This window comes from Citrobacter sp. Cpo015 (assembly GCF_030333035.1).
GTDB lineage: Bacteria > Pseudomonadota > Gammaproteobacteria > Enterobacterales > Enterobacteriaceae > Citrobacter > Citrobacter portucalensis.
This window is the reverse complement of the sequence record NZ_JAOWGS010000031.1, coordinates 185,477-200,162: the sequence shown is the minus strand read 5'-3', so window position 1 is coordinate 200,162 and position 14,686 is coordinate 185,477. Positions and strand designations below refer to the sequence as shown.

Annotated in this window: 16 protein-coding genes; 12 read left to right on the top strand and 4 right to left on the bottom strand. The window is 54.0% G+C overall.

Annotated elements, in window-relative coordinates; genetic code table 11:
- The first annotated feature begins 36 nt into the window (after nucleotides 1-36).
- The 8 genes from rbfA (at nucleotide 37) to mtr (ending at nucleotide 8,800) form a co-directional block, all read left to right on the top strand.
- Nucleotides 37-441 (top strand): 30S ribosome-binding factor RbfA, encoded by a 405-nt coding sequence (gene rbfA / locus OGY67_RS12015; protein ID WP_003024988.1) that lies wholly within the window; start codon nucleotides 37-39, stop codon nucleotides 439-441.
- Nucleotides 441-1,385 carry a tRNA pseudouridine(55) synthase TruB gene (truB, locus tag OGY67_RS12010; protein ID WP_003828704.1) on the top strand — a complete coding sequence of 315 codons (945 nt, stop codon included), beginning with the start codon at nucleotides 441-443 and terminating at the stop codon, nucleotides 1,383-1,385. Before rbfA ends, truB begins: the two co-directional genes overlap by 1 nt.
- A gap of 273 nt (nucleotides 1,386-1,658) precedes the next feature.
- Complete coding sequence (rpsO, locus tag OGY67_RS12005; RefSeq protein ID WP_000059465.1) at nucleotides 1,659-1,928, top strand: 30S ribosomal protein S15; 270 nt, start codon at nucleotides 1,659-1,661, stop codon at nucleotides 1,926-1,928.
- A 246-nt stretch (nucleotides 1,929-2,174) separates the two neighbouring features.
- Nucleotides 2,175-4,307 (top strand): polyribonucleotide nucleotidyltransferase, encoded by a 2,133-nt coding sequence (gene pnp, locus OGY67_RS12000; RefSeq protein WP_008785911.1) that lies wholly within the window; start codon nucleotides 2,175-2,177, stop codon nucleotides 4,305-4,307.
- Nucleotides 4,308-4,416: 109 nt separating this feature from the next.
- Entirely contained in the window at nucleotides 4,417-5,301 is an 885-nt protein-coding gene (gene nlpI, locus OGY67_RS11995; RefSeq protein ID WP_003024982.1) for a lipoprotein NlpI, read from the top strand.
- A 106-nt stretch (nucleotides 5,302-5,407) separates the two neighbouring features.
- Nucleotides 5,408-5,488 (top strand): protein YrbN, encoded by an 81-nt coding sequence (gene yrbN, locus OGY67_RS11990; RefSeq protein ID WP_010723222.1) that lies wholly within the window; start codon nucleotides 5,408-5,410, stop codon nucleotides 5,486-5,488.
- Entirely contained in the window at nucleotides 5,481-7,409 is a 1,929-nt protein-coding gene (locus OGY67_RS11985) for a DEAD/DEAH family ATP-dependent RNA helicase (RefSeq protein ID WP_003828643.1), read from the top strand. Before yrbN ends, OGY67_RS11985 begins: the two co-directional genes overlap by 8 nt.
- Before the next feature lie 146 nt (nucleotides 7,410-7,555).
- Nucleotides 7,556-8,800: a tryptophan permease gene (mtr, locus tag OGY67_RS11980; protein ID WP_003828642.1), complete on the top strand. Its 1,245-nt coding sequence runs from the start codon at nucleotides 7,556-7,558 to the stop codon at nucleotides 8,798-8,800.
- Between the two features lie 88 nt (nucleotides 8,801-8,888).
- On the opposite strand, the gene OGY67_RS11975 is transcribed toward mtr, so the two are convergent.
- The 3 genes from OGY67_RS11975 to ubiU all read right to left on the bottom strand — a co-directional run bounded on the left by OGY67_RS11975 (nucleotide 8,889) and on the right by ubiU (nucleotide 11,957).
- Entirely contained in the window at nucleotides 8,889-9,896 is a 1,008-nt protein-coding gene (locus tag OGY67_RS11975) for a luciferase-like monooxygenase (RefSeq protein ID WP_286573996.1), read from the bottom strand.
- A gap of 178 nt (nucleotides 9,897-10,074) precedes the next feature.
- Nucleotides 10,075-10,953 carry a U32 family peptidase gene (locus OGY67_RS11970; RefSeq protein WP_020996351.1) on the bottom strand — a complete coding sequence of 293 codons (879 nt, stop codon included), beginning with the start codon at nucleotides 10,951-10,953 and terminating at the stop codon, nucleotides 10,075-10,077.
- Between the two features lie 8 nt (nucleotides 10,954-10,961).
- Nucleotides 10,962-11,957 carry a ubiquinone anaerobic biosynthesis protein UbiU gene (gene ubiU, locus OGY67_RS11965; RefSeq protein WP_003024971.1) on the bottom strand — a complete coding sequence of 332 codons (996 nt, stop codon included), beginning with the start codon at nucleotides 11,955-11,957 and terminating at the stop codon, nucleotides 10,962-10,964.
- Between the two features lie 220 nt (nucleotides 11,958-12,177).
- On the opposite strand from ubiU, the gene ubiT reads away from it, so the two are divergent.
- Nucleotides 12,178-12,702: a ubiquinone anaerobic biosynthesis accessory factor UbiT gene (gene ubiT / locus OGY67_RS11960; protein WP_003828637.1), complete on the top strand. Its 525-nt coding sequence runs from the start codon at nucleotides 12,178-12,180 to the stop codon at nucleotides 12,700-12,702.
- Nucleotides 12,696-13,199 carry a GNAT family N-acetyltransferase gene (locus tag OGY67_RS11955; RefSeq protein WP_008785907.1) on the top strand — a complete coding sequence of 168 codons (504 nt, stop codon included), beginning with the start codon at nucleotides 12,696-12,698 and terminating at the stop codon, nucleotides 13,197-13,199. The genes ubiT and OGY67_RS11955 overlap by 7 nt, the downstream gene beginning before the upstream one ends.
- Here OGY67_RS11955 and OGY67_RS11950 read toward each other — a convergent pair.
- Nucleotides 13,196-13,486, bottom strand: coding sequence for a GIY-YIG nuclease family protein (locus OGY67_RS11950; protein ID WP_286574010.1), 291 nt, complete (start codon nucleotides 13,484-13,486; stop codon nucleotides 13,196-13,198). The two genes, OGY67_RS11955 and OGY67_RS11950, sit on opposite strands and share 4 nt — an antisense overlap.
- Nucleotides 13,487-13,538: 52 nt before the next feature.
- Between OGY67_RS11950 and OGY67_RS11945 the strand changes: the two genes are divergently transcribed.
- Together OGY67_RS11945 and OGY67_RS11940 are read left to right on the top strand one after the other, a co-directional pair.
- Nucleotides 13,539-13,967: a YhbP family protein gene (locus OGY67_RS11945; RefSeq protein WP_032945092.1), complete on the top strand. Its 429-nt coding sequence runs from the start codon at nucleotides 13,539-13,541 to the stop codon at nucleotides 13,965-13,967.
- 36 nt (nucleotides 13,968-14,003) lie between these two features.
- Nucleotides 14,004-14,639 carry an NAD(P)H-binding protein gene (locus tag OGY67_RS11940; protein ID WP_003828632.1) on the top strand — a complete coding sequence of 212 codons (636 nt, stop codon included), beginning with the start codon at nucleotides 14,004-14,006 and terminating at the stop codon, nucleotides 14,637-14,639.
- Nucleotides 14,640-14,686 lie beyond the last annotated feature (47 nt).

The window sequence follows — 14,686 nt, the reverse complement described above, 5'->3', positions numbered from 1 at the left end:
GGGCTGAATGCCCCTTTTTTGTCTGGAGAATTTATTATGGCGAAAGAATTTGGTCGCCCGCAGCGTGTCGCGCAGGAGATGCAGAAAGAAATCGCACTCATCCTGCAACGCGAAATCAAAGACCCGCGTGTTGGCATGATGACCACCGTATCGGGTGTTGAGATGTCCCGTGATCTGGCATATGCCAAAGTATTCGTGACTTTCCTCAACGATCAGGACGAAGCTGCCGTGAAAAACGGCATTAAGGCACTGCAGGAAGCCTCTGGTTTTATCCGCTCTCTGCTGGGTAAAGCAATGCGTCTGCGTATCGTGCCTGAGCTGACCTTCTTCTACGACAACTCGTTGGTTGAAGGGATGCGCATGTCCAACCTGGTGACCAGCGTGGTGAAACATGACGATGAGCGTCGTGTGAACCCAGCGGACGACAGCAAGGAGGACTGATGAGTCGTCCTCGTCGTCGTGGTCGCGATATTCACGGTGTCCTGCTGCTGGATAAGCCGCAGGGCATGTCCAGCAATGACGTGCTGCAAAAAGTAAAGCGCATCTACAATGCCAACCGCGCGGGACATACCGGCGCGTTGGATCCGCTGGCGACAGGTATGCTGCCTATCTGCCTTGGTGAAGCGACAAAGTTTTCACAGTATTTGCTGGATTCTGACAAACGCTATCGCGTGGTTGCCCGTCTGGGCCAGCGTACTGACACTTCCGATGCCGATGGGCAGATCGTGCAGGAGCGTCCGGTAACCTTCACCGCAGAACAACTGGCGAGCGCGCTGGAGACTTTCCGCGGCGATATCGAGCAGATTCCGTCGATGTATTCGGCGCTGAAGTATCAGGGTAAGAAGCTGTACGAATATGCGCGTCAGGGCATTGAAGTGCCGCGTGAAGCGCGCCCGATTACCGTCTATGAGCTGCTGTTTATCCGTCACGAGGGTAACGAACTGGAGCTGGAAGTTCACTGCTCCAAAGGCACCTATATTCGTACCATCGTTGACGATCTCGGTGAGAAGCTGGGCTGCGGCGCGCACGTCACGTATCTGCGTCGTTTGACGGTCAGCAAGTATCCGGTGGATCGTATGGTCACGCTGGAACACCTGCGTGAGCTGGTCGAACAGGCAGAACAGCAGAACATTCCGGCGGCTCAGTTGCTTGATCCTTTGCTGATGCCAATGGACAGTCCGGCATCGGACTATCCTGTTGTTAATTTGCCTTTAACATCGTCGGTTTACTTTAAAAATGGTAATCCGGTACGGACGACAGGCGCCCCGCTGGAAGGGCTGGTACGCGTGACGGAAGGCGATGACGGCAAGTTTATTGGCATGGGGGAGATGGACGATGAAGGTCGTGTCGCCCCCCGCCGCCTGGTGGTTGAGTATCCTGCATAGCGCTCTCTGTCTTGCGATAAAAGGGCGCTGCGAGTAGAATACTGCCGCCTAACGTCGCGTGAATTGTTTAACAATCTGCGTGGCGTATACACAAAATCATTCGAGCTGCATCAAGGCGGCAAGTCTGAGGATCCTCAGGAGATTACTTAGGTAAGTGACTGAGGTGAGCGGACGCAGCCAACGCAGAGCCAGTTTGAAGGATAAAGTGTATACACTGGGATAGCTGAATTAGAGATCGGCATCCTTTCATTCTTATCACTTTGGAGTTTTAAAATGTCTCTAAGTACTGAAGCTACCGCTAAAATCGTTTCTGAGTTTGGTCGTGATGCAAACGACACCGGTTCTACCGATGTTCAGGTTGCTCTGTTGACTGCACAGATTAACCACCTGCAGGGCCACTTTGCAGAGCACAAAAAAGATCACCACAGCCGTCGTGGTCTGCTGCGCATGGTTTCTCAGCGTCGTAAACTGCTCGACTACCTGAAACGTAAAGATGTTGCACGTTACACCGCGCTGATCGAGCGTCTGGGCCTGCGTCGCTAATTCTTTCGAGTTTCAGAAAGAGGGGGCCTTCATGGCCCCTTTTTTCCAGCAGATGGCAGCAATTCGCTGGAAACTAATGTATTGTTGCTATGAATGATCTTCCGTTGCAGAGGTTCGCGCGGCTAATGAGAGGCTTTACTCATGCTTATGGGTTAGGGTTGTCATTAGTCGCGAGGATGCGCAGAAGATCGGGTATTAACGATGGCGCAAAAATGTGCCGTCAAAAAATAGAGAAAGGATATTATTTTGCTTAATCCGATCGTTCGTAAATTCCAGTACGGTCAGCATACCGTTACGCTGGAAACCGGCATGATGGCGCGTCAGGCGACTGCCGCTGTTATGGTTAGCATGGATGACACCGCGGTATTCGTTACCGTTGTTGGTCAGAAAAAAGCGAAACCAGGCCAGGACTTTTTCCCGCTGACCGTTAACTATCAGGAGCGTACCTACGCTGCTGGCCGTATCCCGGGTAGCTTCTTCCGTCGTGAAGGCCGTCCGAGCGAAGGCGAAACCCTGATCGCGCGTCTGATTGACCGCCCGGTTCGCCCGCTGTTCCCGGAAGGCTTCGTTAACGAAGTTCAGGTTATCGCGACCGTTGTTTCCGTTAACCCGCAGGTTAACCCGGACATCGTGGCAATGATTGGTGCATCTGCTGCGCTGACTCTGTCTGGTATCCCATTCAACGGCCCGATCGGTGCTGCACGTGTTGGTTACATCAATGACCAGTACGTACTGAACCCGACTCAGGACGAACTGAAAGAAAGCAAGCTGGACCTGGTTGTTGCAGGTACTGAAGCAGCCGTACTGATGGTTGAATCCGAAGCTGAACTGCTGAGCGAAGATCAGATGCTGGGCGCTGTTGTGTTCGGTCACGAACAGCAGCAGGTTGTGATTCAGGCGATCAACGAGCTGGCGAAAGAAGCTGGCAAACCGCGTTGGGACTGGCAGCCAGAAGCCGTCAACGAAGCGCTGAACGCACGCGTTGCCGCACTGGCAGAAGCTCGCCTGAGCGATGCTTACCGTATCACTGACAAACAAGAGCGTTATGCTCAGGTTGACGTGATCAAATCTGAAACCATCGCGACTCTGGTGGCTGAAGACGAAACCCTGGACGCTAACGAACTGGGTGAAATCCTGCACGCTATCGAGAAAAACGTTGTTCGTAGCCGCGTACTGGCAGGCGAGCCGCGCATCGATGGCCGTGAAAAAGACATGATCCGTGGCCTGGACGTGCGTACTGGCGTTCTGCCGCGTACCCACGGTTCCGCACTGTTCACCCGTGGCGAAACTCAGGCGCTGGTTACTGCGACCCTGGGCACCACGCGTGATGCGCAGAACCTCGACGAACTGATGGGCGAGCGTACTGACAACTTCCTGTTCCACTACAACTTCCCTCCGTACTGCGTAGGTGAAACCGGTATGGTCGGTTCTCCGAAGCGTCGTGAGATTGGTCACGGCCGTCTGGCGAAGCGTGGCGTACTGGCAGTAATGCCGGAACTGGATAAATTCCCGTACACCGTGCGTGTGGTTTCTGAAATCACCGAATCTAACGGTTCTTCTTCCATGGCTTCCGTATGTGGTGCTTCCCTGGCGCTGATGGACGCAGGCGTGCCGATCAAAGCAGCCGTTGCGGGTATCGCGATGGGTCTGGTGAAAGAAGGCGACAACTTTGTTGTTCTGTCTGACATCCTGGGCGACGAAGACCACCTGGGCGATATGGACTTCAAAGTGGCGGGCTCCCGCGACGGTATCTCTGCACTGCAGATGGATATCAAAATTGAAGGTATCACCAAAGAAATCATGCAGGTTGCGCTGAACCAGGCTAAAGGTGCGCGTCTGCACATCCTGGGTGTGATGGAACAAGCGATCAACGCTCCGCGTGGCGACATTTCTCAGTTCGCTCCGCGTATCCACACTATCAAGATCAGCCCGGACAAGATCAAAGACGTTATCGGTAAAGGCGGTTCTGTTATCCGTGCTCTGACCGAAGAAACCGGCACCACCATTGAAATCGAAGATGATGGTACCGTGAAGATTGCTGCGACCGACGGTGAGAAAGCGAAATATGCTATCCGTCGTATCGAAGAGATCACCGCAGAGATCGAAGTAGGCCGTATCTACAATGGTAAAGTGACCCGTATCGTTGACTTTGGCGCATTCGTTGCCATCGGTGGCGGTAAAGAAGGTCTGGTACACATCTCTCAGATCGCTGACAAGCGCGTTGAGAAAGTGACCGACTACCTGCAGATGGGCCAGGAAGTACCGGTCAAAGTTCTGGAAGTTGATCGCCAGGGCCGTGTACGTCTGAGCATTAAAGAAGCAACTGAGCAGTCTCAGCCTGCAGGCGAACCGGAAGCTCCGGCAAGCCAGGGCGAGTAAGGTTGCCATTGCCCTCCGTGAAAGCGGAGGGCCTTTAACCCGGCAGGATGCCTTGTTAGCAACCGGGGAACCTGGACGTTCATTCAATCGTTGTCTTCGGGAGTGGGAAATGAAGCCTTTTTTGCGCTGGTGTTTCGTTGCGACAGCACTCACGCTGGCTGGATGCAGTAATTCCGCCTGGCGAAAGAGTGAAGTCCTCGCAGTACCATTGCAACCGACTTTGCAGCAGGAAGTGATTCTGGCACGTATGGAACAAATTCTTGCCAGTCGGGCTTTAACCGATGACGAACGCGCACAGCTTTTATATGAGCGCGGAGTGTTGTATGATAGTCTCGGTCTGAGGGCATTGGCGCGAAATGATTTTTCACAAGCGCTGGCAATCCGACCAGATATGCCTGAAGTATTCAATTACTTAGGTATATATTTAACGCAGGCAGGCAATTTTGATGCTGCCTATGAAGCGTTTGATTCTGTACTTGAGCTTGATCCAACTTACAACTACGCGCACTTAAATCGCGGTATCGCATTGTATTACGGCGGTCGCGACAAGTTAGCGCAAGATGATCTGCTAGCGTTTTATCAAGACGATCCCAATGATCCTTTCCGTAGTCTGTGGCTTTATCTTGCCGAGCAGAAGCTCGATGAGAAGCAGGCTAAAGAAGCGTTGAAGCAACGCTTTGAGAAATCGGATAAAGAGCAATGGGGATGGAACATTGTCGAGTTCTACCTGGGCAACATTAGCGAAGCAACGCTGATGGAACGCCTGAAGGCGGACGCAACGGATAACACCTCGCTCGCTGAGCATCTCAGTGAAACCAACTTCTATTTAGGTAAGTACTACCTAAGTCTGGGGGATTTGGACAACGCTACGGCATTGTTCAAACTGGCGGTGGCTAACAACGTTCATAACTTTGTTGAGCACCGATACGCATTGTTGGAATTATCGCTCCTGGGCCAGGACCAAGATGACCTGGCAGAATCGGACCAGCAATAGCTGACGTACACATCAGCCCGTAATCTTTTTTGATTGCCATCACCTTCACGGGTGAGGGCGTTGTTGTTCGTTAATACACCTACTTTGAGCCGGTTCACACTTTTCAATGAAAATTGCAGATCAATTTCATGATGAGTTATGTAGACTGGCCGCCATTAATTTTGAGGCACACGTACTACATGGCTGAATTCGAAACCACTTTTGCAGATCTGGGCCTGAAGGCTCCTATCCTTGAAGCCCTTAACGATCTGGGTTACGAAAAACCATCTCCAATCCAGGCAGAGTGCATTCCGCATCTGCTGGGCGGCCGCGATGTTCTGGGTATGGCCCAGACAGGTAGCGGCAAAACTGCAGCGTTCTCTTTACCGCTGCTCAACAATCTTGATCCTGAGCTGAAGGCACCTCAGATTCTGGTGCTGGCACCGACCCGCGAACTGGCGGTTCAGGTAGCAGAAGCCATGACGGATTTCTCTAAACACATGCGCGGCGTGAACGTGGTTGCCCTGTACGGCGGCCAGCGTTATGACGTGCAATTACGTGCCCTGCGTCAGGGGCCACAGATCGTCGTCGGTACGCCGGGTCGTCTGCTGGATCACCTGAAGCGCGGTACTCTGGACCTCTCCAAACTGAGCGGTCTGGTACTGGACGAAGCTGACGAAATGCTGCGTATGGGCTTCATCGAAGACGTTGAAACCATCATGGCGCAGATCCCGGAAGGTCATCAGACCGCTCTGTTCTCTGCAACCATGCCGGAAGCGATTCGTCGTATTACCCGCCGCTTTATGAAAGAGCCGCAGGAAGTACGTATTCAGTCCAGCGTTACTACCCGTCCTGACATCAGCCAGAGCTACTGGACTGTGTGGGGTATGCGTAAAAATGAAGCGCTGGTGCGTTTCCTGGAAGCGGAAGACTTTGATGCGGCGATTATCTTCGTACGTACCAAAAATGCGACCCTGGAAGTAGCAGAAGCGCTGGAGCGTAGCGGTTATAGCAGCGCTGCACTGAACGGCGACATGAACCAGTCCCTGCGTGAGCAGACTCTGGAGCGTCTGAAAGATGGCCGTCTGGATATTCTGATTGCAACCGACGTTGCGGCCCGTGGCCTGGACGTTGAGCGTATCAGCCTGGTTGTCAACTACGACATCCCGATGGATTCCGAGTCTTACGTTCACCGTATCGGCCGTACCGGTCGTGCGGGTCGTGCGGGTCGTGCGCTGCTGTTCGTTGAGAACCGCGAGCGTCGTCTGCTGCGTAACATCGAACGCACCATGAAGCTGACTATTCCGGAAGTAGAACTGCCGAACGCAGATCTGCTGGGCAAACGCCGTCTGGAAAAATTCGCCGCTAAAGTTCAGCAGCAGCTGGAAAGCAGCGATCTGGATCAGTACCGTGCTCTGCTGGCGAAAATGCAGCCGGAAGAAGAGCTGGATATCGAAACGCTGGCAGCTGCACTGCTGAAAATGGCTCAGGGCGAACGTCCTCTGATCCTGCCGCCAGATGCGCCGATGCGTCCGAAACGCGAATTCCGCGACCGTGATGACCGTGGTCCGCGCGACCGCAACGATCGTGGCCCTCGTGACCGTAATGACCGTGGTGGTGAAGACCGTCCGCGTCGTGAACGTCGTGATGTTGGTGACATGCAGCTGTACCGCATTGAAGTGGGCCGTGATGACGGTGTTGAAGTTCGTCATATCGTTGGTGCGATTGCTAACGAAGGTGATATCAGCAGCCGTTACATCGGTAACATCAAGCTGTTTGCTTCCCACTCCACCATCGAACTGCCGAAAGGTATGCCGGGCGACGTGCTGCAGCACTTTACCCGTACTCGCATCCTGAACAAGCCGATGAACATGCAGCTGGTTGGCGATGCGGTTCCGCACACTGGTGGTGAGCGTCGTGGCGGTGGTCGTTTCAGCGGTGAGCGTCGTGAAGGTGGTCGCGGTGAAGGTCGTAACTTTAGCGGTGAACGTCGTGAAGGCGGTCGTGGCGATGGTCGTCGTTTCAGCGGCGAACGTCGTGAAGGCAACCGTGGTCCGCGTCGTGACGATTCTTCTGCTCCGCGTCGTGATGACTCTGCTGGTCGTCGTCGTTTCGGCGGTGATGCATAAGCCTTTTAGCTTTATAGCTGTAAAGTAAAATATACGGCCCCGATCTCAACAATCGGGGCTTTTTTTATTTCAATTGTACTCGTGTACTGGTACAGTGCAGCACATTGATATGTAGTCACAATATAAATGACTGGAGAGATGGCTAAATGGCAACACTAACCACCACCCAAACGTCACCTTCGCTGCTCGGCGGCGTGGTGATCATCGGCGGCACCATTATTGGCGCGGGGATGTTTTCTCTGCCAGTGGTCATGTCCGGGGCGTGGTTCTTCTGGTCAATGGCAGCGCTGATCTTCACCTGGTTCTGCATGCTGCACTCCGGGCTGATGATCCTTGAAGCTAACCTCAATTACCGTATTGGCTCCAGTTTCGACACCATCACGAAAGATCTGCTGGGCAAAGGCTGGAACGTGGTGAACGGCATCTCGATTGCTTTCGTTCTCTATATTCTGACCTACGCGTATATCTCGGCGAGCGGGTCAATCCTGCATCACACCTTCTCGGAGATGTCGTTGAACGTTCCGGCGCGTGCGGCAGGTCTTGGCTTTGCGTTGCTGGTGGCGTTTGTGGTGTGGTTAAGTACCAAAGCGGTGAGCCGCATGACGGCGATTGTGCTGGGCGCGAAGGTGATTACCTTTTTCCTGACCTTCGGCAGCTTATTGGGACACGTTCAGCCCACAACGTTGTTTAACGTGGCGGAAAGCAATGCTTCGTATACGCCGTACCTACTGATGACGCTGCCGTTCTGTCTGGCCTCATTCGGCTATCACGGCAACGTCCCGAGCCTGATGAAGTACTACGGTAAAGATCCGAAGACCATCGTTAAGTGTCTGGTGTACGGCACGCTGCTGGCGCTGGTGCTGTATACCGTATGGTTGCTGGGGACGATGGGTAATATTCCGCGTCCGGAGTTTATCGGTATTGCGCAGCAGGGTGGTAACATTGATGTGCTGGTACAGGCGCTGAGCGGTGTACTAAACAGCCGCAGTCTGGATCTGCTGCTGGTGGTGTTCTCCAACTTTGCGGTGGCGAGTTCATTCCTCGGCGTTACACTCGGTCTGTTTGACTATTTGGCGGATCTGTTTGGCTTTGATGACTCGGCAATGGGACGTTTCAAAACGGCATTGCTGACATTTGTCCCGCCAATTATCGGTGGCTTGCTATGGCCGAACGGTTTCCTGTACGCCATTGGCTATGCAGGACTCGCGGCAACCATCTGGGCCGCGATTGTTCCGGCGCTGCTGGCACGTAAATCCCGCGAGCGTTTCGGTAGCCCGAAATTCCGTGTCTGGGGCGGCAAGCCGATGATTGCGCTGATCCTGGTATTCGGTATCGGCAACGCGGTTATCCATATTCTGTCGAGCGTGAATCTGTTGCCGGTTTACCAGTAAAACAATTGCCCGGTGGCGCTACGCTTACCGGGCCCACAGAGATTGAGTAGGCCGGATAAGGCGCAGCCGCCATCCGGCACAAATAGTACTACCCCAATAATTCCTGCTTCACATCCATCGCCAAATCAAACGAATGTAGACGTGCCTGATGATCAAAAATCTGACCGTTAACCATAATCTCATCAGCCTGGGTTTCACGCAAAATGGCGTCGAGACCATGCCGCACTTTTGCCTTATCACCGACCAGCGACATGCTTAGCGCCTGTTGTACGCCGTACTGCTCAGAAGCGGACCACAGCTGATGCATATTCTCTACCGGCGGCGGTAGCTGGCCGGTTTCGCCACGACGAAGCTTCACAAAGGCCTGCTGCATGGAGGTGAAAAGAAACTCGGCGTCGCGATTGCTGTCGGCGGCAATAATGTTGATGCACACCATCGCATACGGTTTTGCCAGCCGCGCCGAGGGTTTGAATTGGGTGCGATACAAATGCAGCGCCTGATGCAGCATATCCGGGGCAAAGTGCGAGGCGAAAGCAAACGGCAGACCAAGCTGGGCCGCCAGTTGTGCGCTGTACAGGCTAGAGCCTAATAACCAGACCGGGATCTGCTCGCCGTAGCCGGGAACCGGGCGTACATGGGGATTAGGATCGCGGGCGTCGAACCAGTCCACCAGTTCAGCTACATCGCGTGGGAAGTTATCGATATCACCGCTCATATGGCGGCGCAGTGCGCGCATTGTTGGTTGATCGCTGCCCGGTGCGCGACCAAGCCCGAGATCGATTCGTCCCGGATATAGCGTGTTCAGGGTACCGAACTGCTCGGCGATCACCAGCGGCGAATGGTTAGGCAACATCACGCCGCCAGACCCGAGATGCAGCGTAGTGGTATTGGCAGCCAGAAAACCAATCAGCACTGAGGTTGCTGCGCTGGCGATGCCGGTCATGTTGTGATGTTCCGCCAGCCAATAGCGGTGGTAGCCGCGCTTTTCAGCCAGTTGAGCGAGATCAAGCGAGTGTGTGAAGGCCTCTTTTGCCGAGGATCCTTCAGGGATCGGCGCCAGATCCAGCACCGAGAACGGAATAGTTTTGTCAGTCATAACGGCTCACTTTGTTACCGGTTAATCTTTTAATACTGCATTAAAGATTAGCGAATGTTGTTAACAAAGTGAGCTTTATACGGCGGGCACCGAATATAACATGCCCGATGGCGCTGCGCTCATCGGGCCTACGGGATCGCTATTTGTAGGCCCGATAAGGCATTTATGCCGCATCCGACTAGGCCTGCAGCTCCAGTCCAGCCAGTCGCTTCCAGTAGCCGTTACAGTCACTGTGGGCGGCAAGCGGTAATGGGGCACTGCCATTTTCATTGGCGCGGAAGGCGTCGAGCATGGCGAATGTTTCAGTGCCTGAAGGGGACAGACGCACAATATCAACCAGCCCCTGCATCGATGTCAGTTCGTTGCCGAGGTTGTAAACATAGCCGCTCATGGTCTGGATCCCGTTAAGGACAAAGACCTGCTGATTCTCCTGCGACAGCACATCGCGCCCGTTCGGGTATTTTATGCAGCAGGTTTCACACTCGTCCTTTGGACGGTCTTCAGAGCGTGCGGTAAAGCAGCGGGCAGAGTACGCCAGCGGCAGATGCCCGTAGCTCAGCACCTCAACTTCAAACTGATTGCGAATACCCAGCTCATCACACTGGTTGAGCAAGTTTGCCAGCCAGTCGCGGGAAAGCTCTACCGGCATACACCAGCGCACCATGCCTTGTTTGAGCAGAATACGCAGGGTAACCGCGTTGTAGCAGTTGAGCGCATGCCCGGCGACAAACGGCAGCTTACGCTCGGCGCACATGTTTACTACGCCGAGATCGCTGGCTTCCAGCAGGAAGTCACCGTTTTCGACATAGCGCTTCAGCTCTCCCAGTTCAGAAGAGGCCTGTACCAGCGCCAGTGTTGACAGCACAACCTGTTTACCGCTGCCGGCTAGCGATTTCGCCATATCGAGCCAGTCGCCCACTTTGGTGGCACGGCGTTTACTGCATACCGCTTCACCAAGATAGATAACGTCGGCCTGGCTTACGGCAGCCTGCTGATAAAAATCTTCCAGCGTTTCTTTCGGCCAGTACCACAGCACCGGCCCTAAGGAATATTTCATTGCTTCTCTCACTGCCATTTACGGTGATACGCGCCAAGCGTGGTCTGCGTGCCTTCGGACATAGAACCGAGCGTTTCCATCCACGCGGCCTGCGGGACGTAGTTTTGCGGGTCGGCCATACAGCGGTCGATCGCCTGACGCCACACTTTCGCCACCTGACTGACATAGGCCGGGCTGCGCTGACGACCTTCGATTTTCACCGAGGCAATATTGGCTGCCAGTAGTTCCGGCAGCAGCTCCAGCGTGTTCAGGCTGGTGGGTTCTTCCAGCGCATGGTAACGCTCGCCGTCAACCAGATAGCGGCCTTTGCATAGCGTCGGATAACCGGCGTTTTCCCCGTCCTGATAGCGGTCGATCAGCACTTCATTAAGACGGGATTCCAGCCCTTGTTGGGTCTGTTGCCAGCGGACAAAACGGGCAGGCGAGCATGCACCAACCGTATTAGGAGACTCACCCGTCAGATAGGACGAAAGATAGCAACGGCCTTCCGCCATAATGCACAGGCTACCGAAGGCGAACACTTCCAGGGGAACTGGCGTGACGCGAGCGAGCTGCTTCACCTGATGAATAGACAGCACGCGCGGCAGCACCACGCGGGCGACGTCAAAGTTGCGATGATAGAAATTAATTGCCTCTTCATTGGTTGCAGATGCCTGAACAGAGACATGGCGCTCAATATGCGGGTAGCGCTCTGCGGCATACTCAAGCATGGCGAGGTCGGCGAGGATCAGCGCGTCTGCACCCAGTTGCGCTGCCATATCAACGGCACGTTGCCAGCGCGCGTAACCATCCGGGTGCGCAAAGGTGTTAATCGCAATGTGCAGCTTACGGCGGTGCTGATGGACAAAACTCACCGCTTCCTGCAATTTTTTCTCGGTAAAATTAAGGCCGGCGAAATGACGGGCGTTGGTATCATCTTTCAGCCCGATGTAGACAGCATCAGCGCCGTTCTCGATGGCCGCCTTAAGCGCCGGTAGGTTTCCGGCAGGGCAGAGCAGCTCCATAATTTATCCTGAACGTTGCGCCGTGACGGGCGCAGAAATGTTAACGAATGGGGATTTTAGTTAACCTTGCTGAGACAATTTTTGATTTGAGGCAGTTAAAGTCGTATTGGTGACACCAATAAAGAGGTAACAATTTCGCATCGAATTGTTGATTTATGCCGCTATGTCGTTTATTTGATATGGCAAAATAGCAGGACTATTGAAACAGGGAGTAAAGCTCGTGTTGGATAAACTGCGTTCACGCTTAGTACAATTTGGTCCTTCTCTGATGAGTGTACCAGTTAAACTGACGCCCTTTGCGCTGAAGCGCCAGGTTCTGGAGCAGGTCCTGAGCTGGCAGTTTAGTCAGGCGCTGGCCGATGGGGAGCTGGAGTTTCTCGAAGGTCGCTGGCTGAGCATTCATGTGCGTGACATTGACCTCAAATGGTATACCTCTGTTGAGAACGATAAACTTATCGTCAGCCAGAATGCAGATGCGGATGTGAGTTTTAGCGCCGATGCCAGCGATCTGCTGATGATCGTGGCTCGCAAGCAGGATCCGGATACGCTTTTCTTCCAGCGTCGTCTGGTGATTGAAGGTGATACAGAATTAGGGCTATACGTAAAAAATCTGATGGATGCCATCGAACTGGAGCAGATGCCTAAAGCGTTGCGCGTCATGCTGATGCAGTTGGCGGATTTTGTTGAGGCGGGGATGAAAACGTCGCCAGAAACCAAACAGACCTCGGTAGGTGAGCCATGCTGATTCGAGTTGAAATTCCCATTGATGCCCCTGGTATTGATGCGCTGCTGCGCCGTTCATTTGAGAGCGATGCGGAAGCGAAATTAGTGCACGACCTGCGTGAAGATGGTTTCTTAACGCTGGGTCTGGTTGCTACCGATGACGAAGGTCAGGTAGTGGGTTACGTCGCGTTCAGCCCAGTCGATGTTCAGGGTGAAGATCTGCAATGGGTCGGCATGGCGCCGCTCGCGGTGGATGAAAACTACCGGGGGCAGGGCCTGGCGCGTCAGCTGGTCTATGAAGGACTCGATTCACTGAACGAGTTTGGCTACGCAGCGGTGGTTACGCTGGGGGATCCGGCCCTGTACAGCCGCTTTGGCTTTGAGCTGGCGGCCCATCATGACCTGCGTTGCCGCTGGCCGGGCACCGAAAGCGCGTTCCAGGTTCATCGCCTGGCGGACGATGCGCTGGATGGCGTGACGGGACTTGTGGAATACCACGACCACTTCAATCGCTTTTAAGTTTCCGGGGTTTGCAGGCTGCTTAATAGCGCCTCAAACCCTTCGCCTTCGACAAGGCGCTCTTTCTGCCGCTTGGTGAGCTGTTTAACGCGATACTCTATGCGCAGGGCCAGCGAACGGTCGCCGACCTGCGCCGCAAATGCCAACGTGAGTTCCCCCTTTCCGCGTAGCGCCTTCGCGCCTTTCCCACTTTGATGCTGCTTATAGCGGCGCTGCACATCGGTGGTTATTCCGGTGTATAAGGCGTTGTCTGCGGTACGGATCAGGTACAGATACCAGGGTGTCATTGTTACCATCGACGTGATAATTTTCAGGCCTACAGTATAAAAGAGAACAGAAATGGAAACACTGACTGCGGTGTCTCGCTGGCTGGCAAAACAGCACGTCGTGACCTGGTGCGTACACCATGAAGGTGAATTGTGGTGCGCCAATGCGTTTTACCTGTTTGATGCGCAGAAGATGGTGTTCTATGTGCTGACCGAAGAGAAAACGCGGCATGCGCAGATGTCCGGACCACGCGCACCGATTGCCGGTACAGTAAACGGTCAGCCTAAAACCGTCGCTCTGATTCGGGGCGTACAGTTTAAAGGGGAAATCCGGCGTCTTGAAGGACAGGAGAGCGAAGCTGCGCGTAAAGCCTACAACCGCCGTTTCCCCGTCGCCAGAATGCTGCCAGCACCCGTATGGGAAATTCGACTGGATGAAGTCAAATTTACGGACAACACGCTGGGCTTCGGTAAAAAGATGCACTGGCTGCGTGATCTATAGTTAGAACAGTGATTGAAGACCTGGGGAAGATAAGCGATGAGTCAGGTGTTAATAACGGGAGCCACGGGGCTGGTGGGCGGACATTTGCTGCGTATGCTGCTCAATGAACCCCGGGTCAATGCCATCACGGCACCAACGCGTCGACCGCTGGCAGATACGGTTGGTATCTATAACCCCCATGATCCGCAGCTAACCGATGCTCTGGCGCAGGTCACCGATCCAGTCGATATTGTCTTTTGTTGTTTGGGGACTACCCGGCGTGAAGCGGGCAGCAAAGAGGCGTTTATCCATGCTGACTATACGCTGGTGGTAGATACGGCCCTGACGGGACGTAGGTTAGGCGCCCAGCATATGCTGGTGGTGAGTTCGATGGGCGCCAATGCGAATTCACCGTTTTTTTATAATCGGGTGAAAGGTGAAATGGAGCAGGCGCTGATCGCGCAGAATTGGCCACGGCTGACGATTGTCCGGCCTTCAATGCTACTGGGTGATAGGGACAAACAGCGGACGAATGAGATGTTTTTAGCGCCGTTGTTCAGGCTGCTGCCGGGTAACTGGAAGTCGATTGAAGCGCGCGATGTTGCTCGGGCAATGCTGGCAGAAGCGTTGGCACCTGGGCATGAAGGGGTTTCGATCCTGACCTCTTCCGAGCTACGCGAAAGGGCTAAATAAAAAAATGCCGAATGGCGCTGACGCTTATCCGGCCTACAAACGATTAC

Excerpts from the sequence above, each read along its gene's own strand:
- OGY67_RS11940 (WP_003828632.1), top strand. The coding sequence starts at position 14,004 with ATGAGTCAGGTGTTAATAACGGGAGCCACGGGGCTGGTGGGCGGACAT.
- rbfA (WP_003024988.1), top strand. The coding sequence starts at position 37 with ATGGCGAAAGAATTTGGTCGCCCGCAGCGTGTCGCGCAGGAGATGCAG.
- ubiU (WP_003024971.1), bottom strand. The coding sequence starts at position 11,957 with ATGGAGCTGCTCTGCCCTGCCGGAAACCTACCGGCGCTTAAGGCGGCC.
- OGY67_RS11970 (WP_020996351.1), bottom strand. The coding sequence starts at position 10,953 with ATGAAATATTCCTTAGGGCCGGTGCTGTGGTACTGGCCGAAAGAAACG.
- OGY67_RS11975 (WP_286573996.1), bottom strand. The coding sequence starts at position 9,896 with ATGACTGACAAAACTATTCCGTTCTCGGTGCTGGATCTGGCGCCGATC.
- truB (WP_003828704.1), top strand. The coding sequence starts at position 441 with ATGAGTCGTCCTCGTCGTCGTGGTCGCGATATTCACGGTGTCCTGCTG.
- yrbN (WP_010723222.1), top strand. The coding sequence starts at position 5,408 with ATGAAAATTGCAGATCAATTTCATGATGAGTTATGTAGACTGGCCGCC.
- OGY67_RS11955 (WP_008785907.1), top strand. The coding sequence starts at position 12,696 with ATGCTGATTCGAGTTGAAATTCCCATTGATGCCCCTGGTATTGATGCG.
- OGY67_RS11950 (WP_286574010.1), bottom strand. The coding sequence starts at position 13,486 with ATGACACCCTGGTATCTGTACCTGATCCGTACCGCAGACAACGCCTTA.
- OGY67_RS11985 (WP_003828643.1), top strand. The coding sequence starts at position 5,481 with ATGGCTGAATTCGAAACCACTTTTGCAGATCTGGGCCTGAAGGCTCCT.
- rpsO (WP_000059465.1), top strand. The coding sequence starts at position 1,659 with ATGTCTCTAAGTACTGAAGCTACCGCTAAAATCGTTTCTGAGTTTGGT.
- OGY67_RS11945 (WP_032945092.1), top strand. The coding sequence starts at position 13,539 with ATGGAAACACTGACTGCGGTGTCTCGCTGGCTGGCAAAACAGCACGTC.
- nlpI (WP_003024982.1), top strand. The coding sequence starts at position 4,417 with ATGAAGCCTTTTTTGCGCTGGTGTTTCGTTGCGACAGCACTCACGCTG.
- mtr (WP_003828642.1), top strand. The coding sequence starts at position 7,556 with ATGGCAACACTAACCACCACCCAAACGTCACCTTCGCTGCTCGGCGGC.